This is a genomic window from Micromonospora sp. NBC_00860 (assembly GCF_045207375.1).
Classification (GTDB): domain Bacteria; phylum Actinomycetota; class Actinomycetes; order Mycobacteriales; family Micromonosporaceae; genus Micromonospora; species Micromonospora vinacea.
The window spans coordinates 1,291,574-1,312,666 of sequence record NZ_CP108825.1 but is presented as its reverse complement, the minus strand read 5'-3'; the positions used below and the strand labels follow the sequence as shown (position 1 = coordinate 1,312,666).

General features: G+C 70.4%; 14 protein-coding genes. 5 read left to right on the top strand and 9 right to left on the bottom strand.

What is annotated here, in order from left to right:
- Positions 1-94: 94 nt before the first annotated feature.
- The gene (locus tag OH804_RS05890) at positions 95-1,303 is read right to left on the bottom strand and encodes a CehA/McbA family metallohydrolase (protein ID WP_196924080.1); all 1,209 of its coding nucleotides are present in this window, start codon (positions 1,301-1,303) and stop codon (positions 95-97) included.
- A gap of 322 nt (positions 1,304-1,625) precedes the next feature.
- Between OH804_RS05890 and OH804_RS05885 the strand changes: the two genes are divergently transcribed.
- Positions 1,626-1,982 carry an STAS domain-containing protein gene (locus tag OH804_RS05885; RefSeq protein WP_406063342.1) on the top strand — a complete coding sequence of 119 codons (357 nt, stop codon included), beginning with the start codon at positions 1,626-1,628 and terminating at the stop codon, positions 1,980-1,982.
- Between the two features lie 28 nt (positions 1,983-2,010).
- Here OH804_RS05885 and OH804_RS05880 read toward each other — a convergent pair whose 3' ends face one another.
- On the bottom strand, positions 2,011-3,849 hold the full coding sequence (locus tag OH804_RS05880; RefSeq protein WP_406063340.1) for an NAD-binding protein: 1,839 nt from the start codon (positions 3,847-3,849) through the stop codon (positions 2,011-2,013).
- A 241-nt stretch (positions 3,850-4,090) separates the two neighbouring features.
- Here OH804_RS05880 and OH804_RS05875 point away from each other — a divergent pair, with 241 nt between their 5' ends.
- Positions 4,091-7,453, top strand: coding sequence for an FG-GAP-like repeat-containing protein (locus OH804_RS05875; protein ID WP_406063338.1), 3,363 nt, complete (start codon positions 4,091-4,093; stop codon positions 7,451-7,453).
- 90 nt (positions 7,454-7,543) lie between these two features.
- Here OH804_RS05875 and OH804_RS05870 read toward each other — a convergent pair whose 3' ends face one another.
- The 4 genes from OH804_RS05870 to OH804_RS05855 are packed head-to-tail and all read right to left on the bottom strand — an operon-like array spanning position 7,544 to position 15,460.
- Entirely contained in the window at positions 7,544-8,326 is a 783-nt protein-coding gene (locus tag OH804_RS05870; protein WP_196924084.1) for a hypothetical protein, read from the bottom strand.
- On the bottom strand, positions 8,323-9,606 hold the full coding sequence (locus tag OH804_RS05865; protein ID WP_406063336.1) for a CHAT domain-containing protein: 1,284 nt from the start codon (positions 9,604-9,606) through the stop codon (positions 8,323-8,325). Before OH804_RS05865 ends, OH804_RS05870 begins: the two co-directional genes overlap by 4 nt.
- Positions 9,578-12,958, bottom strand: a complete 3,381-nt coding sequence (locus OH804_RS05860; RefSeq protein WP_406063334.1) for an NB-ARC domain-containing protein — start codon at positions 12,956-12,958, stop codon at positions 9,578-9,580. The genes OH804_RS05865 and OH804_RS05860 overlap by 29 nt, the downstream gene beginning before the upstream one ends.
- Before the next feature lie 33 nt (positions 12,959-12,991).
- On the bottom strand, positions 12,992-15,460 hold the full coding sequence (locus OH804_RS05855; protein WP_406063332.1) for an NB-ARC domain-containing protein: 2,469 nt from the start codon (positions 15,458-15,460) through the stop codon (positions 12,992-12,994).
- Positions 15,461-15,910: 450 nt separating this feature from the next.
- Here OH804_RS05855 and OH804_RS05850 point away from each other — a divergent pair, with 450 nt between their 5' ends.
- Together OH804_RS05850 and OH804_RS05845 are read left to right on the top strand one after the other, a co-directional pair.
- A complete protein-coding gene (locus tag OH804_RS05850; RefSeq protein WP_406063330.1) occupies positions 15,911-16,450 on the top strand; it encodes an RNA 2'-phosphotransferase in 540 nt (179 codons plus the stop codon).
- A 76-nt stretch (positions 16,451-16,526) separates the two neighbouring features.
- Positions 16,527-17,387, top strand: coding sequence for a PhzF family phenazine biosynthesis protein (locus OH804_RS05845; protein ID WP_406063328.1), 861 nt, complete (start codon positions 16,527-16,529; stop codon positions 17,385-17,387).
- Positions 17,388-17,911: 524 nt separating this feature from the next.
- On the opposite strand, the gene OH804_RS05840 is transcribed toward OH804_RS05845, so the two are convergent.
- From OH804_RS05840 to OH804_RS05830, 3 genes are read right to left on the bottom strand one after another with little or no spacing between them, the layout of a single operon-like run.
- Positions 17,912-18,472, bottom strand: a complete 561-nt coding sequence (locus tag OH804_RS05840; RefSeq protein ID WP_406063326.1) for a GerMN domain-containing protein — start codon at positions 18,470-18,472, stop codon at positions 17,912-17,914.
- Positions 18,469-19,824 (bottom strand): sensor histidine kinase, encoded by a 1,356-nt coding sequence (locus tag OH804_RS05835; protein WP_406063324.1) that lies wholly within the window; start codon positions 19,822-19,824, stop codon positions 18,469-18,471. Before OH804_RS05835 ends, OH804_RS05840 begins: the two co-directional genes overlap by 4 nt.
- Positions 19,821-20,510: a response regulator transcription factor gene (locus OH804_RS05830; RefSeq protein WP_406063322.1), complete on the bottom strand. Its 690-nt coding sequence runs from the start codon at positions 20,508-20,510 to the stop codon at positions 19,821-19,823. The genes OH804_RS05835 and OH804_RS05830 overlap by 4 nt, the downstream gene beginning before the upstream one ends.
- Positions 20,511-20,664: 154 nt before the next feature.
- Between OH804_RS05830 and OH804_RS05825 the strand changes: the two genes are divergently transcribed.
- Positions 20,665-21,081: an STAS domain-containing protein gene (locus OH804_RS05825; RefSeq protein WP_372433015.1), complete on the top strand. Its 417-nt coding sequence runs from the start codon at positions 20,665-20,667 to the stop codon at positions 21,079-21,081.
- The last annotated feature ends 12 nt before the right edge of the window (positions 21,082-21,093 follow it).

Below are 21,093 nucleotides of genomic sequence, written 5' to 3'. Positions count from 1 at the left end.
ACACGACCATGACGCGAAACCGAATGCCGGTCCCGGAACGACCGCCGCAGCCACCTGCGGCCGGCACGCCGTTCCGGGACCGGCACCTCGGAGGTCAGGGCCGGAGCCACCAGGGGCTGGTGTAGGCCACCGCGAAGTCGTTACACGGGTGACCGGCTGGGCCGGGGGTGCCGTTGGGCAGGGACGGGTCGGAGATCCGGAGTACCACCCAGTCGCCGTCGGCGACGTTGAGCGGCACGGTGAAGTCCGTGACCTGACCGTTGACGGTGTCAATGACGTCGACGACGGTCGGCGCCGAGGTGCCGGGGCGGAGAACCTGGATCCGCAGGGGCTTGCCGTCCCAGGCCGCGCCGCGGTCCAGGTCCAGCAGGAACCGGACGTCGCCGGAGGTCACGTTCAGGACCCCGCCCATGCGTACGCCATTGGCGGTGGCGTCCACCCGCAGCCCGGAGACGCGCGTGGCGAAGGAACGACGGGCGGCCATCGCCTCGAACACCGCCGCGCGGGTGTTCTCGGCGACCCACAGGCCGCTGCGTCCCTTACCTTCGTGGAAGCCCCAGGTGGTGCCGTGCTCGTCGGTGACACCGGTCAGCGCCGGCCGCCAACCGGCGTTCAGGCACGCCACCAGCGGTGACGTCATACCCGACGACCAGCCTTCGAAGAGGAAGTCGTCGGTCCGGTTGAACATCTCCAGCCCCGCGAGCTGATCGCGGGCCGAGGCGTTGAAGGAGAAGTTGTTGAACCGGCCCGCCTCACGACCGGGGTGATTGAAGCTCGCCAGCCCCCCGGGCCGGCCGGTGAGCCAGTTGTACAGGCTGCCGGGGCTGCCGGCCCGCAACAGGTCGGCGAAGTCGGAGGTGTTCCAGACGTTGATGTGCCCCTGCAACGGATGCGACCACTCGAACCCGCGGATCGCGGTGAACTGACCGGGATCGTTGGCCGCGTTGGCCAGGTCGCCGGTGGTCCGCCACTCCGACGAGCTGAGCCCTTCGATGGAGAAGAGCGTCGCATGATCGGTCAGCGCGGCGACGTCCAGGCCGGCCTCGCGCATCGAGGCGAACGCGGCCTCGGCACTGCCGTCGCCGTCCGACATCACCGTGTGGTTGTGCATGTCCGTGTGGACCAACATCGTGCCCTGGGTGATCCGAGATGTCCGGCCGGCACCGGTCGGGGCGCCGGCCATCGTCGTGTTGGCCGCCCGGGCCGAGGTCGGTAGCGCGGCCAGCATCAGCGTCCCGCCGGCACCGGCCAGAAGCGCCCGTCGGCCGAAGCCTGCGGGGACCTCGACCTGGCCGTACGGCACGCCGTCGTCGGATCCATGATCGTGATGGCAGTGATGCGGGTGATGTCCAGTCATGAATACATAGGCGTTGATGGAGCTGGCTGAGACGTCACACCCAGTCGTCGGTCAGGCGAACAGTGCGGTACGCCTCGTACTGCATCGGCCGAAGCATGGATGGGAGTGGAGAGCGGCCGGCAAGCGCGTGCTCTTTGACGCTTATTGCCGGCCGTTCGGTTCGACCGTCTGGTCGCCTGGTCCAGCACGTCGGTGAACGCTCGACGGTGTCCCCCGAAAGGCTCTAACCTAACGGCTCGGAAAACGGCGGGGAACGGAAGGTAACGCGATGAGCGACGTGACGGTCGACGTCGACACCACCACCGACGGCACCCTGGTCATCCAACCGCATGGCACGCTGCACGCCGAGGATGCCGTCGAGCTACGCCAGACCCTCGTGCGAGTCCTTCGACGGATCCGCCCACTGCGGCTGGTCCTCGACCTCCATGACCTGGACGACCTGGACGGGATCAACCTCGGCACCCTCGCTACAGCCTGTCAGCTCGGCGACGATCACCAGGTCGTCGTCTTTCTCGACCACTCCTCCCCATCCATCGCCGAACGCCTCGCCGCCGCTGGTGTCCCCAGACACCGCCTTCGGCATATCGGTGTCCCGCTTCAAGCCGGCCCGACTGGAAACCCTTGAAGCCGGCTATCAGCATGAACAACCCCGTTCACTCACCGTCGCGCGGTGCCGGCGCAAGCAGCCGCAAGGGCGCGGTATCGGCCAGTGGTTCGGCGTCGGGGCTGGGTACGGTTCGGGGCAGCAGCGCGGCGAGACCGGCGCGTGTGGCCAGCACGATCAGCCGGTCGGTGCGGACCAGTGGCCGACGTTCCGGCAACGACCAGATGGTCTGTCCCGTCCGACCGGTCCGCACCGCGATCACCCACACTGCGCCCGGCTGGTTGACGTCGTGGCAGTACCGCCCCTCGAGTTCGGACCCGGCGCCGACGGGGAACTCGGCCACCAGCAACACCCGGCGGCCGACCGAGATGGTGTCGATGACCTGCTGGCCCATCATGGCGGCTGCGAACGCCGGCGCTGCCAGGGATGAGACGCTACGTGACTCGTCAATGTTCAAAATGCGCTGCGTGCGCTCCGCAAAGCCGTCGTCGAACAGCCGTAACACCACCCGCAATGGGGGCCTGACTGCTGCCGACCGCGCTCGGTCCGCCTCATGCGAGGCCCGCCCGGACAGGGCGGTCTCGAGGTTGGTGACATCGTCGTCGGTCAACACCACCAGCGCCCGGCTGGTGTGTACGGACGCGGCCCGCAGTGTCTCGGGGCGGGTCGCGTCGCCGACGATCACCGGCAGACCCAGCTCACGGGCGACACCGATGCCTCGTGCCGACTCGGTGCGGTCGACGGCGACCACTGAGACGCCGGCGGAATGCAGTTCCTCCAGGACTCTGGTGCCGATGTTGCCGAGTCCCACCAGTACGACGTGGTTGTCGATCGGCTCGATCATGCCGCCAGCGGCGACCGTCAGCCGGGCGCGCACCAGCGAGTCGACCACCAGGGCCGTGACGGTGGGAAGTAGCGCCATCCCGGTGGTCACCAGGACCACTGCGGTCACCTTTTCGATGAGCGGTGCGGCGGAGTCGACGTCGGCGGCTCCCATCGCTGTCAGCAGCGTCAGGTAGACGGCTTGCGCGAGGTTCACGCCGCGGGTGTACGCCAGCAGGACGCTGGCCGCGGCGAGTACCGCCGCCGTGCCGATCAAGGCCAGTCGCAGATTACGGCTGAACACCAAGCCGAGGGCCCGAAGCAGGCGCGGCCTTCGACGCGGCGGGTCCGTTCGGGGCCGCCCGTATGCGCGGACAAGTACCAGGTCTGCCGAGTCCTGGTCCGCTGGAAGGACGACCGGCTCCGTGCCGGTCGTGTCGGCCAAGCCGCAAACCACCTCCGCACCGGCCGGGTCAACGGCGCCGCGCATCGCGCTCCGCAGAAGCTCACCGTCGGGCATCCGCAGGTACGTCGGCGTGGCGTCCCCGAGCGTGGCGGCAACGAACGCCGGTGCGGCAATCTCGGATCCGGAGAGTACGGCGCAGTCCCCGAGCATCGCGGCCACGCCCTCGCCGAGCACCGGGTTGAACAGCCGGACCACGAGCCGAACATCGGGAGCCAGTTCCCTGGTGATCATGGCGGCATCCACATTGGTCACGTCGTCGACACCGACGAACGCCACGGCCGCAGCCTCCCGGACCCCAGCCTGATCGAGCACTTCCCCGGTCAGGCGGCGGGCCATGACGATCTCTGGCTGTCCCTCCGCCACGTTGAATTCCAAGGCGAGGTCAGCAAAGTCGGGTGCCTGGTGGTCACTCAACGCTGGTAGGACCACGGTGGCCGCGACACCGTAGCGGTCTATTAGTTCAGTGACCAGACGGCGAGCCACCGCACCGTCCCCACAGACGACAAACCGCTGCCGTGCCGGCTCCGCGGTGGAGCCCTGTCTGGTGTCTTCGGACACAGGCGAATGGTAAACGACGAGGCTCAGGGTGGCGGCGACCATGAGGTGTCGGGCTCAGCCGATCTTCCAGCCCGTCTGGGATCGGGCATTTCCCCAGCTATTGGCGTCTACCACTTGCTTGTGTGGAATTACTCATTCGCTGACGACTCTCTCCTGTTTACACGGTCGCCAATTCACGGTCATCCGGAATCGGCAGGATTGTGACCTGGAGTGCCTCGCGCCTCTCCGGGGACTCAGCGCTGCGGGCCCGGTCGGAAGAACGTCGGGAAGGACGTACCCCGCCTTGAGCCCTTCGAAGACAGTCCCTCACCGGAGGTCGGCGCACGGCGGTCGCACCAGGACGGTCGCCGCGATCCTCGCCGCCGTCCTGGTCTCGGCCGGGTTGGTCGCGACGCCCGCAGGGGCCGCGGACGCTTACACACAGGTGTACGAGTTCAGCTATCCCGCGAACGAGGAGCCCCTGATCGAGGAGGGGTTGAACGAGAACTACGACGCCCAGTACTACGACAGCGACCAGGGCTTCCTGATCGAACACAACGACGACCTGTTCAAGCGGGGCGTTCTGTGCGAGGGCGACATCAAGCAGCTCAGCGCGGAGGAACTGGGCGAGTGCCTGGTGCGCAAGGTGTACGACGTGCCGACGTCGAACGACGCGCCGGACGACTTCAGGATCGAGCTACGGCCAGGCGAGAACCGGGTCGCGGTGACGATCCACGACGACAAGCCCCCGTCGGCCAACGGGGAGACGTGGGCGCACTTCGGCTTCACGGCCGGCATCACCGTGGCGACGCTCCTGATCCGCAGCGCGTGCCTGAGCGGCGCCCTCAACCGGCAGGTCGACGCCGGCAACACGGTGATGAAGGGATTGTGCGTCGGGATCGCCGAGTTCCTCAGCAACTTCCTCCTGAAGGCGGTGCAGAGCCACTACGACGGCACCTTGGGTGACGGGCACACGTGGGGGGCGAACACCCTCGCCGCGGCCGTCGCCGGCAAGTTCGCCTTCCTGTGGGAGCACCCCCTGCAGGGCGCGATCGTGAGGGACGGCGGAACGTTCTGGACGAACGTCGCGAATGTACTCAACGCCGTGTGGGCGGGGCTCTCCAGGGCCTGCGTCGTCTGCGGAGGGGTCTTCGGCGCCGCCTACCAGGGCCTGTCCGCCGCGATCTCGACGACGTTCCGGGCGATCCTCCCGCGCGGGGAGACGGCCCTGCGGGTGATGCCGCTCGGTGACTCGATCACGTACGGCGTCGGTGTTTCCGACCCGGAGGGCACCGGATACCGAGCCCGGCTCTGGAGCGGCTTGTCCGACGCGCCGGTGCTCGACTTCGTCGGCTCGATGAACTCGGGGACCCTGCCCGATCGGAACCACGAGGGCCACCCGTGGTGGCGGATCGCGGATATCGACCGGCAGGTCGACTGCGTGATTCCGAGGTACCGCCCCAATGTCGTGCTGCTGCACATCGGCACCAACGACATGCAGTTCAACGATGCGGTCGACGACGCCCCTGCCCGGCTGGAAGGGCTGATCGGCAAGATCGTCAGACTGGCTCCCGAGACCACGGTGCTGGTCGCGAAGCTCGTTCCGGCGTTCAACACCGGCGCCAACAACAACGTCCAGAGGTACAACGCGGCGATTCCCGGCGTCGTCGACCGGTTCAGGGCGGCCGGCAAGCGCGTACGCCTGGTCGACATGGGCGCGGTGACCCGGGCCGACCTGACCGACACCGTGCACCCGAACGCCGAGGGCTACCGCAAGATGGCCGACGCCTTCCTCGGCGCCGTCCGGAGCGCCCGCGCCGAGAACCTCATCGAGGACCCGGTCGGCGCAAGCCCGGTCGCGTGCGGGGGCGAGGTCAGCAAGGTTCCGGACTCCGTCTCCGGCGACACCTCCGCGCAGGGTGAGGGCTGGCGCTGGCAGGGCGTCGTCGCGTCGGGCGTCGGCGCGAACCGGGACCGCGTGCAGTTCGCCGACGTCGACGGCGACGGGCTCGACGACTACCTCGTCCTCGACGACCAGGCCCGGGTCAAGGCGTGGACGAACGCGCACACCCTCGGTGGAGGGTTCGGTTGGCGTGGCCGCGACACCATCGCGACCGGCGTCGGCGCGGTCCCGGAGAACGTGCGGTTCGCCGACGTCGACGGCGACGGGCTCGACGACTACCTCGTCGTGGACGGCACGGGCCGGGTGTCGGCCTGGATCAACCAGTTCACTCCCGGAACCGGATTCGGCTGGGACTACGCCGGGGTCATCGCCACCGGCGTCGGCGCGACCCGCGACCAGATCCGCTTCGCCGATTTCACCGGCGACGGCCTCGACGACTACCTCGTCGTCGACGACAGCGGCCGGATCACCGCCTACTCCAACGAGTTCCACCCGGGCGGCGCGTACGGATGGTCGTCACTGGGCCTGGTGGCCGCCGGCGTCGGCGCTGCCCGGGACCGGGTCCGCTTCGCCGACCTCAACGGCGACGCCCGCGACGACTACCTCGTCGTGCACGACGAGGGTCACGTGAAGGTATGGCTGAACACGGTTCCCAGGTTCGTCGTGCAGGCCCCGGGCCACCCGACGCCCCGCATCGAGTGGCAGAACCACGGCCAGACCCTGACCGCGACGGCCGCGAACCGGGACCAGGTGGGCTTCGCCGACCTCAACGGCGACGGCAAGGACGACTACCTCCTCGTCGACTCCACCGGAAAGGCCGTCGGCGCGCTCAACGACCGGTACGGCCAGCCGGACACCTGGGACTGGCAGGGTGTCGTCGGCCAGAACCCCAACGCCGACACCACCAGCGGCATGGTCGATCTGACCGGCGACGGCCGGGCCGACTGGGTCGCGATCCGGGCGGACGGCACCGTCGCCGCCTGGATCAACCGGCTGACCCAGGGTGGCGGCTACGGCTGGGACTACGCCGGACAGATCACCGCCGGCGTCACCCCCGGACGGGAGCGGGTCAGGTTCGCCGACGTCGACGGCGACGGCAAGGACGACTACCTCGTCATCGACGACGTCGGCGGTGTCAAGGCGTGGATCAACAATTACGCCCCGGACCGTGGGTTCGTCTGGGACTACGCCGGAGTCATCGCCGCCGGCGTCGGCGCGGCGAAGGAACGCGTGCGCTTCGCCGACATGAACGGCGACCGCAAGGACGACTACGTCGTCGTCGACGACGCCGGCGAGGTCAGGGCGTGGTTGAACAAGCGCTCCGCCTCCGGGTACGGCTGGGACTACGTCGGGCAGATCTCACCCGGCGTCGGCGCGGGCCGCGACCAGGTCCACCTGACCGACCTCAACGGTGACCTGCGCGCCGACTACCTCGTCGTCGACGCCGCAGGACGGGTCTACGTCTGGATCAACGCATACAAAGAATCACGCTTCGGCTGGAGGTTCGACGGGCTGGTCGCGTCGGGGGTCGGCGTCTCCGGCGGCCGGGTTCGGTTCGCCGACCTCAACGGGGACCGCAGGGCCGACTACCTCATCGAGGATCCAGGCGGGCAGATTCGCGCGTGGACGTTCAACGGCTACTACGTGATCCAGAAGGCGCCGGACGAGCCCATGTCCGGCACCCCGACCACGTCTGACGTCGATATCGACCTCGACCCCTGCGTACTGGTCCTCAACCTCAATCGGGGCCCCTGCGACACGTAATGCGCCCACCCCGCGTCGGTAGCGGTGGGTGGGATCCGGCTTCCACCCACCGCTGCCCCGAACCCGCCGGCGGAATCGGCGTCGGGCGGACTACCGGTCGTCGGTCGGTACGTCCTCGAGGTGCTCGATCTCGACGACATGTGGGTCCAGGCCGTCGACCGGCAACTCCTCGTGGATCTGGTCGCCCCGGTCGGTCATCGAGGTCTTCGACGACCACCAGGGATCCCGTACGCAGCGGCCCCGCCACAGCAGGGTCGTCTCGGTGGGGCTGACGAAGTAGCCGGCCAGGCCCCGCCGGGTACCGAGGGCGATCCCCGCGCCGGCGGCGGCCAGCGGCTGGCCGGCGGCGGCCGCCGTCACGCCGAGGTCGACGAAGGCCTCGCCGTCGGAGCTGCCCGAGACGACCGTGATCGCCGGCCCGCCGCGGGCCACCTCGCTCACCAGCACCCAGCCGCGCTCCCACTTCCCGGCCCGGTGCCGGGCGAGGATCCGCCGGTCGACGTCGGCGAGATTGGCCAGGCTCTGGACGGTCACCTCGTCGGCCTTCAGGACGAACGCGCCGGCCCGGGAGAACCGGATCCGCAGCCCGGCGTTGCCCTGGGCGATGCCGCTGACCGTGGGGTCGCCGTCGGCCGCCAGCCAGGTACTCACCTGGGCGCCGTCGTGCGAGGCGTAGTCGTAGCCGGTCGGAACGCCGGGAAGGTCCGGCGTGAAGGGGATGCCGAGTGCGTCCAGGGTGGTGTGCTTCACCCAACCCCCGTCGTCGAAGACACCGACGTCGCCGAGTTCCATGCGGGCCCCGGGCAGCCAGACCGGCAGCCGGTCGAACCGACCCCGGGTCTCGTGCCAGAGACTGGTCAGCAGGCTGGTCATCGGGCGCCTCCGTCGGCGGGGCCGGCGTACGTGGGAACCGGCTCGATCCGCAGGCCCGCGTACGCGTGGATGGAATACAGCAGTCCGAGCGGGTTGCCGCGGTCCTGCAGCAGCCGCCACTTCGCCTCGTGCAGTGCCTGCCCTACGTCGTGCCGCTCGACGAGTAGGTTCAGGTAGAACCACTTCGAGATCTCGGCGGCGATCCGGTCCGGCACGTTCGCGATGGTGCCGATGATGCCTCGGTTGCGGTTGTGCCGGAACGGCTTGTGCAACGACGCCGCGCTCGTCGGGTCCATCGCCACGGTGCCGCAGCCGTTCAGGAACACCAACGGCATGTCCGGTCGCGGCCCCGGTCGGGCGGCCATCACCTCGGCGGCCCAGATCCGCATCATCTCCTCGACGAGTTCCTCCAGCGGTACCACCAGCTTGCGGCCCTGCTCGTCGGAGAGGTGGTAGGCATACCTGGTGCTGTCGCCGTCGGCGGCCTGGCAGTGACAGGAGAAGTGGACCACCTGGTCGAGCGGGCCGTCCCGGTTGTGGTCAAGCCCCAGCGCCGGGTCACAGAGCTGCTGCGCCAGCGTCGGTGCCGCCGGGTCGTCGCTGTCTTTCGGGTACGGCCCCCTCAGCAGGAACAGGGCATCCTTGCCCCGGAAGAAGCCCACCTCCTGCTGCACTCCCGGGAAACTGGCGTCGTACACCATCCGGATCGGGAGTCCGTCCCAGCCGTTCAGGGAGGTGGAATCGGGCAGGTGGTCCGGGTCGCGGCGTTCGACGACAGCCGCGAAGCCAGGGAAGGCCAGCGCGGCCCGTTCCAACTCTGCCTGGTTGCCGGCCCGCACCGTGGACGTCGGCGCGAACAACGGCAACAACTCCCAGGGGAAGTACTGGTTCGTCTCGGCGATGGCGTGGATCAACGGGGTACGGGTCTGCCGGCTCTGCCAGGTCGGGCAGGCCGCCTGCAGGAACAGCGACAACCGGGGGAAGTCCCGTTGCGGGTCGTGTAGCACGTCGAAGAGAAATATCCGCCCGGCAGCCGCGAGGTTGCCGAGCGCCTCGCCCGCAGCGCCGGTCGCCACCGGCCAGCGCTGCCGGCAACTCGCCGCTACCCGACCGACTCGCTTCCCGAGCTTGGCGCAATGTTCGCGCACGACATCCGCGTCGACCAGTTGGATGTCAGTCGGCGCCGGCCCGCGGGCGGCCGTGAGTCGCAGGCAGATGCCCTTGTCGTTGACCGTGGTCCGGGCCGTCACATCAGGAGAGCGGAACAGTGGCAGGTCCACCCGCGCCCTCCCCTCCGGTTACCGCCACCAGCAGGATCGGCAGTGACTGAACAAGCCGACCTGACGACAGCACCGTTATCCGCAGTTCGTTCTCACCGGGTACGTCGATCCGCAGGGTGCTGTCCAAGCGGGCCAGTCCGCCGTCGACCCGGCAGGTGGTACGCAGTTCCGGGTCGGACACGTCGACGAACGGGGCGTCGACCAACAGGGTGAGGTCGACGTCGTCGGCCCGGACGCCGGTGCTGACGGCGAGCGGGCGCCAGACCTGCGGGCCGGCCAGGGCGGGCCGCCGCCCCGGCTCGTCCGCGAAGGCCCGTTGCCCGGTCGCTACGAGCACCGTGAGGTGGCACAGCTCGCCGACCGGGATGCGCCACGTCGGTGGCAGGTCCTCGTCGTGGGCCGGTTCGGCGCCGGTCAGCCCGGCGCCGAGCGCACCGCGGAACGCGACCGGTTCGGCCGGGGTGAGCGTCTGCCGGAGCTCATCCTGCACCCGGTCGACCACCTGGCTGCTCAGCCGGGCCGCCAGGCGATCGGTGACAGCCGGCGACAAGCTGACCGGACCGCCGCCCATCGGCATCGGACCGCGCCCCGGCCATCCGTCGACCGGGACGGCCACCGGCAGCCCGACGCCGGGCGCCTCGGCCCCGGCCGGGGCGACCTCCTCCAGCAGGCCGAGCACCGCGCGCAGCCCGGCCCAGTCCTTCAGCTCGCCGAACGCCATGGCGGCGTCCATCAACAGCTGCCGTCCGCCGGTCCGATCCCCGGCGCGCAGCCGGATCTCGCCCTTGACCCGGGTCAGCCGCGCGGTGAGCGGAGCCAGCACCTCGGGTTTCTCGCCTGATCCCTGCACCGCGGCCAGCTCGCCCTCGGCGGCGTGCGCGACGTGGTCCGCCTCCACCGGCCGGCCCATTGCCAGGAGCGCCCGGGCCAGCAGGCACTGGGTCCGCACCGTCCCGAGCGGGTTGCCCATCTGGCGGAAGGTCAGCAACGCGTGGGCGGCTCGCCGGACCGCGGTCGCGGCGAGTTCCGGGTCGCGACCGCCGCCGGGCCTGTCCTCGTACTGGTCGAGCGCGAGACGTGCGGTCCGGTACCGCACGTTCGCGACCCGGCGCAGGTCCCCGTCGACCAGCCGGGCGGCCTGACCGAGGTAGTCACCGGCGGACTGCCAGTCCCCCCGTCGGCGACCCGCCTCAGCCAGGGAGAGATAGATCCGGTAGCGGGTGGCGTCGGAAAGCCCGGGGTCGAGCAGTTCGTCGTAGACGGCCTCCGCCGTGTCGACGTGGTGCGCCTCGGCGAACAGGATCCGGATCAGTCGCTGCTCCGGGCCGTCCCCTATGGTCTCCGCCCGGGCGAGCGCATCCTCCAGCTTCTCGACCGCGCGTTGGTACGCGGCGGCCTGCAGGAATCCCTCGCCCATCTTCCGCAGGGCGATCGCGATCCGACGCTCGGCCTCCTCGCGCGCCGCCGACCGGTCCCCGAGCAGCAGGTGCGACAACGCGATCGCCCGGTCCAGGCCTTGCTCGGCGTCCCGGTACCGTTCGACTGCCACCAGGAAGGTGCCCTTGGCGAGCAGCACGTCCACCTGGGCGAGGACGTTGCCGTCGCGCTCGGCGGCGCGGGCCGCCTGGCCGTACGCCGCCAGGGTCGCGGCGGAGGTCACTCCCTCGGCGACACAGCCGTCAAGCCAGGCGCCGACCCGCCAGCGCAACTGCGTGCCGAAACCGGTGTGCGGCAGGGTCGCGGTGTCGTCCATCACCCGCAGCAGGTTGGGGTACTCCGCCCGGACCCAGGCCTCGGGATGGTCGGCGATCCGCTGCGGGAACTTCGAATCCGGCGCGAGCCAGTCCATCGGCCCGTCGTACGCGAAGTCGTCGTGCAGGACGGTGAGGACCGCGCTGACCACCTGGACGTAGGCGGCGGTGAGCTGGTCCAGCGCCCACTCCCGCTGGTGGGCCGGAATCCGGGCGGCCTGCGCGCCGGCGAACAGCCGGACCAGCGGGTGGAGCCGGTACCGGGCCACCTCGGACACCTCGTCCATACCGAGGTCTTCCAGCAGTTGGGCCGCGGACAGCCGGTCGACCAGGGCCTCCACCTCGGCCGGCGGCAGGTCCATCAGCGGACCCAGCACCCACGGCACGAAGGTGGGCGACGGAATCAGCGCGAGCATGGCCAGCGCCCGCTGTTCCTTCGGCAGCAGCCGGCCGTACTCGGTCTGCAGGTGGGCCCGCAGGGACCGGCCGGGGCGGTCCAACCAGCCGAGCCGGGACCGTGGCTCGCGCAGCAGCCCGGCGATCTGGCAGATATCGGCGCCGTCGTTGGAGACCCGCTCGGCGGCGGCCCGGACGGCGAGCGGGAGCCGTCCGCACAACGAGACGATCTCGGCGGCACATTCCGGCCGGACGCTCTCGGCGGTCCGGGAGACGGCCCGGAAGATGGCCAGCGCCTCGTCGTCGTCCGGCAGGCCCAACGCGTACGACGGTTCGGCCAGCGGATCGGACCAGGTCATGCCGCGCCGACAGGTGATGATCACGGCGGCGGCGGAGTCGCTCGGCAGTACGTGCCGGACCTGGTCGGCGTTGCGGGCGGCGTCCAGGATGAACAGGATCTTCTTCTTCGCCGTCAGCGAGCGGAAGACCATCGCCCGGCCGACCGCGGTGTCGGGCATGTCGGTCCAGCCCAGCGCCAGCAGGAGCTCGTTGAGGATCTCCATCGGTGTACGGGCGGCGCCACCGGTGCCGAGGTTCACGAACAGTTGCCCGTGCGGGTAGCGGCGGGCGAGCCGCCGGGCCAACTCGTCGGCCAAGGCGGTCTTGCCGATCCCCGGCATGCCGTGCAGGAGCAGGATCACCGGGCCGGCGGCTCCGCGTCGGTCCGCCGGCCGCCGTCCGCCGCGCCGGAAGATCGATCTTACGCCGCCGGCGCGGGCCGCCCGTTGCTGGTCGTGCAGTTCTTGCAGGTCGGCCAGTTCACGCTCGCGGCCCCGGAAGAGCTCGTCCCGGGGCGGCAGGGTGGGCACCACCTGGTTGCGCCACCAGCCCAGCCATTGGGTGAACCGGAAGCGCGGCTCCGTCCGGCCCCGGTGCGGTCGGGCCAGCTTGGCGCGCTTGCTCTTGCGGGCGGCCGGCTGGTCCACCAGCGACTGTTCGTAACTGGCCTCCGGCGACTCGACCAGGATCACCGCTGCCGCGCCAAGCGTGCCTATCGCCAGCAGCGCCGCCAGTTGCAGGTCGGCGGGTATCTTGTCGTAGACGGTGCCGAGCACGCTGGCCAGCACTGTCACCGCAGCGGCGATCAGGAGCCGGAACCGCCTGAGGCGTCGGCGTAACCGCCGGATCGACCAGCGTAACGACAAGGAAGCCATCCCATCTGGGCCGGGTGGAGCGCATCAGATTCCCGCTCGGGTGCCGGCCGGGTCGGTCGGCTGCCGACCGACCGCGGTGATCCACTCCCGGACACCCGGCAACGGTCTCAGCGGTTGGACAGGCAGTGAGGACTCCACCTCCCACAGCAGCCGGCCGGCCCGCCGCACGCCTTGTTCGTCGCCGAGCTTCGAGAACGCCTGTTCGGCGGCGGAGAGCAGGTCGACCGCTTCCTGGCCGCGCCCGGCCCGGTGGTACGCCACCGCCAGCCAGGTCGCCGACTCCGCCTCGATCCAGCGGTCCCCGCAGCGGCGGAGCGTCCCGTGACACTCCTCCAGCTCCGGGGTGGCCCCGCTGAGGTTTCCGTCGGCGAGGTGCGCCCGGCCGAGGGCGAGTCGCGCGTTTCCGCTGCCATAGCGGTGCCGCAACGTGGTGAACCCTTCCAACGCCGCGGAGCTGAACTCGCGGCTCTGGTCGTACTTCCCAAGGTCGAGCAGGGTCAGGGCGCGGTGCAGCCGGATCCACGGCCGGCGGAGCCGCTGCCAGCCTTCGGGGTCACCGGTGAGCCGCTCGGCATCGGCGAGGGTGGTGGCCGCCGCCGCCGGGTCCCCGCACTCCCGCAATACCTGCGCGTACGCCAGCAGCACGGCGGGAAGTTGCCGCGCGCCGGACTGTCCCCCGCCCGCACACAGCCGTTGAGCCTGGTCGAAGTACCCCTTGGCCGTTTCCAGGTCCTTGCGCGGCGCCTGCAGAGCGGTCAACTCGCGGAGTACCCGGATGTGCTCGTCGCGGTCGTCGGCGTTCTGGACGCTGCGCTCGGCGGCGAGCAGGTCCGCCTCGGCCTGCGGCAGTTGGCGTAACCGCCGGCGCAGGCTGCCGGTCACCCGCAGTGCCCGGGCCAGCGTGCGCGGCGACTGGCTGCCGCGTTCTCCGGCGTCTTCGGCGCCGGTCATGGCCTCGTCGATCCAGCCGAGTTCGGCGTTGACCTCGGCCAGCGCGGCGAGGGTGAGACCTTCCTCGGTGGCGAACGCCAGCGCCCCGGAGTCGCTGTTCGACAGCGCGGCGGCGCGTTCCCGGCAGAGTGCGAGTGACTCCCGGGCGGAGTTCAGGGCGTCGTCGAGTTGACCCCGTTCCAGGAACGCGAAGACCGTCCTGCGCAGGTATTCGTCGGCGTTGCGTTCGTTGCGTCGGCGCCGTCCCTCGGTGAGTTCCCGCCGGGCGCGCTGCTGCTCCGGGCTCGTCAGGTGGCTGCCGAGATGGGTGGCGGCGTAGGCGTGGACGTAGACCGGCACCCGGAAGGTCAGCAGCCCGGAGTGGTCGTCCACCCGCCGTTCCACGAACCGGGCGGAGGCGAGGCGGTCGAGGAATCGGCCGGCGACGTTTTCGGGCATGGTGCGCTCGGTGAAGGCGCCGTTGAACAGCATCGCCAGCATCCACCGCTCCACCCGGCGCCGGTCGGTCAGGCCGAGCAGGACCAGCGCCTCCCGCTCCTCGCGGGTGAGCAGGGCGAAGGCCAGGTCGAGGATGCCGGAGAAGGCGACGACCTTCTTTCGTTGCAGATCGGTGGCCATGTCCCGCATGCGCCGGACGGCGATCTCCAGGGTCCAGTTCTTGCGTACCGCGAGCACCGCCCCGGCCATCTGGATCGCCACCGGATAGCCGGCCGCGGCGGCCACGATCTGCTTCGCCTCTTCCGGTTCGGCGCCGATCCGGTCGCCCCCGACCAGCCGGTCGAGCAGGGCGGTGGCGGCGTCGTTCCGCAGCGGCTCCAGCGCCACCGGGAACTGTCCGGGGAACCCGGGGACCGCAGCGCGGGCGGTGACCATGGTGAGGCACCCGGGGCCGGCCGGCAACAGTGGTCGGATCTGGTCCGGGTCGCCGATGTTGTCGAGGATGACCAGCACCCGCCGGCGCCGCGTCCGGTCCCGGTACCAGCGGCCGAGATCCGCGCGCTCCGGCATGTCCTCCCGTGGCCCACGTAGGGCCCGCACGAACGTCTCCAACCGGTCCTCGGTCAACTGGTCGTCGGAGCTGTCGAACCGGAGCATCAACTGCCCGTCGGGATACTGGTCCGACACCAGGTGGGCCATCCTGATCGCCAACGCGGTCTTCCCGACCCCGGGTTCGCCGTGGATGACGATCAGCGCGTCGCCGTCCCGGTCGGGCCGGGCAAGGTGGTCACACATCTCATCCAACTCGCGGTCCCGGCCGGCGAGCAGGCCGGGCGGCGGGGGCAGTTCGGCGGGCACGATCCGCTGCCGTCGCGAGCTGCCGGAGGCCAGGTCCAGACCGCCGGGCACGACCGCCATCGCGGGCGCCGCCGCACGGCGGCGACGGATCAGCGTCTGGACTATCCGCGCGACGAACGCACCGACGACGAAGGCCACGACGAACGCGGCGGCCGGGTAGAGATAGTTGTACGTCAAAGTGGTGGCGCTGGGAAAGCCGAACGGTAGCTCGAACGGGATGGAGCGTGCCGCGTCAACCGATCGCATCGCCACTCCTCTGTCGAGTCACTACATCATGCCGCTCCAAGGCAAACCAAAGCCAGGCCGCTGGTCCCTTCGGGATCGATGGTGGTCGCCGGGGACGAGGCACGTAGGTCCTATTGAGGAGCCACTGTGGCCCTTACGGCCGATGCCCTATTGCGGAAAAGATCCGCCAGCCCTGGGCTGATTTCGGGGTCCCGCCGACCCCTGGTCAGCCGATCGGCCGCCGGTGCAAGTGCCGCCATTTGCGTTACGTCCCTGTTCCGCGGATTCGTGGCGGAGCAGTATGGCCCCGGCCGTCGAAGGTCCGCGAGCCCGCGAGCCGCAGGTTGATCCGGTCCTTTGTGGTGTGAAGCACCGGCTTGCCGCCGCCGAGCACGAGCGGGTGTACGCCCCCCACCGGTGTCGCCGGAAAACCTCTCGATTCGAGCGACGCGGACCGACCACAATGCCACTATGGAACGCGAGCGACTGGTGAAGTTGAGCAAACGGATGTCGAAGGCGCTCCGGCACGATCCCGAGCGGGCCGGCCTGGTGCTCGACCCAGCTGGCTGGACCCCCGTCGACGCCCTGCTCGCCGCACTACGGATCGAGCGGGCCGAGCTGGACGCGGTCGTCGCCGGCAACGACAAGCAGCGGTTCGCTGTCGAGCGCGGCACCGACGGGGTGTTGCGGATCCGGGCCAACCAGGGCCACTCGGTCCCGGTGGACCTCGGGCTGCCCCCGGTGACCCCACCGGACCGGCTCTATCACGGCACCAGCGCCGGTGCGCTGGAGTCGATCCGGGCCACCGGCCTGCACCGCGGCGGCCGTCACCACGTCCATCTCTCCGCCGACACCGAGACCGCCCACCGGGTCGGCGCCCGGCGGGCCGGTCGGGTCGTGCTCCTCACCATCGACGCGGCGGCGATGGCCGCCGCCGGGCACGTGTTCCACCGCAGCGCCAACGGCGTCTGGCTCACCGACGCGGTCCCGGCCGGCTATCTGCTCGAGTGAGCCCTGACCTTGCTGTATGGATCGGCGTCGCTGTCGTTCCGAGGGCTTGCCGTGTCGCCGACGTCACGGCCGCCTGATGGCCGGCCCGCCAGTGGTGGTGGTGGTGAACGCCTGTACCCGCTACGGGAGAGGCGGTAGCCCCACCACAGTCGTGATTGACGATGCCATGCTCATCGACGACGAACGGCACGCGATCGCCCGTAGGGCCGGCACCTCCCACACCGCGTTCATCGATACCAGCACAGCGGGTCCACCCAGGGTGCGGTTCTTCACCAGCGCCGGGGAACTCACGAACTGCGGGCATGGCATCATCGCCGCGCAGGCCGTGCTGCTGGACCGCAGCGGCGCCACTGAGCACCACGGCCGCCAGTGCACCGGAGGCCGCACCTTCGCCACGACCGCCATCCGGCGCCACGACGGCATCGAGGTCTGGTTCGACCAAGGCGTCATCGCCCTACCGGACGACGCTGACGCGACCGGCGGTGGCATCATCGCGGCCCTCGGCCTGGAACGAGCGGACATCGCCGCCGACGTACGGGTCGCCTCGCCCGGCATGCCACGACTCCTCGTCCCCGTCCGGGATCGCCGGACGCTGCTGTCCATGCAGCCCGACTTCGACCGGCTGGCAACCGAGTGTCGGCGACTCGGGTATCTCGGCTGCTTCACCTACGCGCTGTCGCCGACCGCGAGAACGGGCGCCGCCCGGATGTTCGCCCCAGCGATCGGCGTCGACGAGGACATCGCGAACGCCAACAGTGTCGGCTGCCTCGCCGCCCACCTGCTCGACACCTCCGGCAACGGCGCAATCGAAATCCACCAGGGTGACAGGTTCCAAAGCCCATCATCGGTCTTCGCCAGCGCGACATACACCGCAGACGGCATCGTCGCCAGAATCAGCGGATCGGTTGACCTCGGCCCGCCCATCGATCTCGGCTGACAGCGGGTATCAGTTCCCGGGCACGGGAAGCAGCGACGTGAGGATGACACATCGGTGGGCTGCCGGGGCTTTGCCTATTGGAACTGGAGTTGTGCGAGCCGTCGCTGAACCTGCCGTTCACCGACCAACGGCCGACGCGTTTCGCGGAAGCCATCGCCGGGCGGCTGGGATCAGCGCTCGATGAGCAGCGGTGCGAGCCGGCGGATGGCGTCGTCGACGTCGGAGGCCGACGGTGCGGCGACATAGCTGAGCCGGACATGGCGGAGGCTGTTGCCGGTGGCGGAGAAGTTTCCGGCAGGTAGTGCCGGTCACGGTCGTACGCCGGCCGCAGGGCAGCGGCCGACGCCGCGCGGACGACCGGCAGGTGCTGGCGGCCATCGTGCACGTCGCCCGTCAGGCCCAGGTGTGGGCCAACTTCGGTTCTGCCTGTTCGCTGAACCTTCGGCGGGGGCGAGTTGCTCGCGCACGGCTTCGACGCGGTTCTGCGCGGCGGTCCGGCCAATGGTCTGCGGGACAAGGGCGGCTCACCGTGGGGTGATCAGTGGGGCGTAGTCGGTTCGGCTGAGCGGCTGTTCGGACAGTGAACCGTCGGCGCGGGGCACGCCCAACGGCCTGCCGTCGCGCAGGAACGCCACGCTGGTGACGTCATCGCGGCTGGTGAGGGTGCAGACAATCTGCCCGAAGGCGAGGACCTCGTCGCTGCGCCCGGCGTCATCGCCGGGTTCGTCGACCGTGACGCCCGCCTGGGTACCGGTCACTGTCGCACCGGCGGCGTTGACCGCACCCGGCAGTGCGCTGGTCAGGTCGGTGTCACGTTCGGCCTCGGTGGGCCCGGCGAGCAGGTGCCGCAGGTGGTCCTCGATGGTGGGTGGGCGGTCCACGCGCCGGAGCACCGGGACGATCCGGTTGTCGCGGACCAGGCAGAGGGTCTCGGTGGCCGGGCCGACCGGTGCGGTCTCGGCGGGGGCGGAGGTCGGGAACGGCCCGCGCGGCGGTTGCACGACGCGGGGTGCGTTGTCGGTGGGGATGCCACAACCGGTCAGCAGCCCGACGAGCCCCACGGCGAGAAATCGGCGATGGTTCACGTCAGGCTCTCCGGCAGCGTGACGCGGAAGCGGGCGCCCCCGCCGGGGCGGTCGGTGACCGTAACGCGTCCGCCGTGTGCGGCGGCGTGCTGGGCGACCAGTGCCAGGCCGAGTCCGGTGCCGTCGCCGGCACCCCGGGTGTGGGCGGCCCGCCCTCGGACGAAACGGTCGAAGATCACCTCTCGGTCCTCGACAGGCACACCCGGGCCGTCGTCCTGGACCTCGATGACGCCCACGCTGCCGTCGCGATCGAGCAGAACACACGTCGGCCCACCGCCGTAGGTGACGGCGTTGTCCAACAGGTTCGCCAGCACCTGCGCGACACGCCGCGGCTCGACCAACCACGTCGCGGACACCTCCGGTGCGAGGCGGACGATCGACGCTGGCAGATCCAGGGCATGGCAGGCGTCCCTGGCCAGCGCCACGACGTCCACGGGAGCGCGGTGGGCGGGCTGGTCGCTGCGGGCCAGGTCGATCAGGTCGTTGACGAGCCGCTGAAAGCGGTCGATCTCGTCGGCGACCAGGCCCGCCGCGATCGCCGTTCGCTCGTCCTGCTGTTCTCGACGACGGGCCAGGACGCTGGCTGCGGCGGCGAGGGTCTGCAACGGGGAGCGCAGCTCGTGGCTGACGTCGGCGGCGAAACGTCGGTCGCGCTCGATGCGGTGGGCGAGGCGGTCGACCATCTGGTTGAACGAGGAGGACAGGCGGGTCAGGTCAGGGTCGCTGGCCGTGTCGAGGCGTGCGGTGAAATCACCGCCGGCGATCTTCTCGGCAGCATCAGCGACAGCCGTCAGTGGGCGCAGCCCGTGCCGGGTGGCGTACCAGCCGAGGGCCGCGCCGGATCCGGCGACCATGATCGCGACGGTGGTCAGCGCGAGCGCCAGGACCTGAAAAGTCTGTTCCAGCTCCCGCAGCGAGTTGACCTCGAAGTACGTCGCTGTCGCGGAGAGGGGCACGCCGACGACCAGGGCGGATTGTCCGTCAACGCGGACCCGCTGCACCGCTGGCTTCCCGGACGCCACGAGACGTCGCAAGTCGACGGGGATGGCGGCAGTGGGGCCGGGATCCGCAGTGCGGGCGTACCACTCGCCGTTGAGGTGCAGCACCGGGCGGCGGCCACCTCCGGTGTCCAGCGATCGGAGCACTTGTACGACGTCGGGGGTGTCGGTGTCGATCCCGGCACGGACGACTGTCGCGTCGAAGTACGCGGCGCGCAGAGCCGCGCGTTCCCGCTCGTCGATCAGGGAGCGGCGGGTCAACTCGTACGAGACCAGGGCCATCGACGCGGCGAGCAGGAGGGCCCCGACGGCGAATGCGGCGGTGACCCGGGTACGCAGTCCGAGGCGTCTCATCGCTGCAACTTGTAACCGAGACCCCGCAGGGTGACCAGATGGCGTGGGTTCGCCGGATCCGGCTCGATCTTCTGCCGCAGTCGGCCCACATGCACGTCGACGAGCCGTTCGTCGCCGCTGTCGTACCTCCAGACCCGTTCCAGCAGTTGCTGGCGGGACAGCACCCGGCCGGCGTGCTCTGCCAACTCGCACAGCAGCCGGAACTCCGTGCGGGTGACCGGTACGGGTTGGCCGGCTCGGCGCACCTCTCCCCCGTCAGGGCTGATCTCCAGTTCGCCGACGACGAGCACGGGCACCGGCGCCGGCGTGTGCCCCGCGACGCCGCTACGGGCCCGGCGGCGCAGGGCGCGCAGCCGAGCGGCCAGTTCCTTGATCGCCACCGGCTTGACGACGTAGTCGTCAGCGCCGGCTTCGAGGGCGGCGACAATGTCGCGGGTGTCGTCCCGGGCACTGACCACCACGATCGGGACGTCGTCGTCACGGCGCAGCTGCCGAATACATTCGAAGCCGTCGAGACCGGGCAGCATCAGGTCGACCAGCACGTAGTCGGCGGGGTCGCGGCGCTGCGCACGCAGCCCCTCCTCGGCCGTCGCCGCGCCCACCGCGTCGTAACCCTCGTCCTCCAGTGCGAGCAACAACGCCAAGCGGATGCGGTCGTCGTCCTCGATCACCAGTACGGCCGTCATACCCGGCATCATCCCCAGCCGACCGGCTCGGTGGCCAACCGTGGCGTCCGGTTGGCCGATTTGTCACGGAACTGTCACAGATCCGCGTGGTGGCCGCCAAACCCGCCCGGCAGGGTGACAGACGACCGGATCCGCGAGGGAGAGGGGTGCGCCTGTGACAGGGCCACTGGCAACCACGCCATGCACGCTGCCGCTGGTCGAGGTACGCGTCACCGAGTTCGACCTTGCTTGCATGCCGGCGACCGGAGCAGTGTTCGACCGCCTGCTCGCCCTGCATCCCGCACAGGTGGTGGTCGACCTGTCCGGATGCCGGCACATCGATGCCGCTGCGATCGGCCTGCTACTCGATGTGCACCGGCGGCTGGCCCGCGCCGACGGGGTCCTCACCGTCCGCGATCCGAACCCGCGCATTCGGCGCATCCTGCACGCCGCCCGCCTGGACCAGATCCTTCCGGTCGTCGACACTGCCCCATCGTCGCCGCCCGGCACCCCGCCGGGCGGGCAGGAACTCAGCCGCACCCAGCCGACGCTGGTCGCTCATGGTCGCGCCTCGGTAAAGGTCGCTCACTGACGACCGCCAGCC

What these genes read in the sequence shown, in the direction of transcription:
- OH804_RS05855 (WP_406063332.1), bottom strand. Translation starts at nt 15,460, where the DNA reads ATGCGATCGGTTGACGCGGCACGCTCCATCCCGTTCGAGCTACCGTTC.
- OH804_RS05870 (WP_196924084.1), bottom strand. Translation starts at nt 8,326, where the DNA reads ATGACCAGCCTGCTGACCAGTCTCTGGCACGAGACCCGGGGTCGGTTC.
- OH804_RS05850 (WP_406063330.1), top strand. Translation starts at nt 15,911, where the DNA reads ATGGAACGCGAGCGACTGGTGAAGTTGAGCAAACGGATGTCGAAGGCG.
- OH804_RS05845 (WP_406063328.1), top strand. Translation starts at nt 16,527, where the DNA reads ATGGCCGGCCCGCCAGTGGTGGTGGTGGTGAACGCCTGTACCCGCTAC.
- OH804_RS05880 (WP_406063340.1), bottom strand. Translation starts at nt 3,849, where the DNA reads ATGGTCGCCGCCACCCTGAGCCTCGTCGTTTACCATTCGCCTGTGTCC.
- OH804_RS05835 (WP_406063324.1), bottom strand. Translation starts at nt 19,824, where the DNA reads ATGAGACGCCTCGGACTGCGTACCCGGGTCACCGCCGCATTCGCCGTC.
- OH804_RS05885 (WP_406063342.1), top strand. Translation starts at nt 1,626, where the DNA reads ATGAGCGACGTGACGGTCGACGTCGACACCACCACCGACGGCACCCTG.
- OH804_RS05830 (WP_406063322.1), bottom strand. Translation starts at nt 20,510, where the DNA reads ATGACGGCCGTACTGGTGATCGAGGACGACGACCGCATCCGCTTGGCG.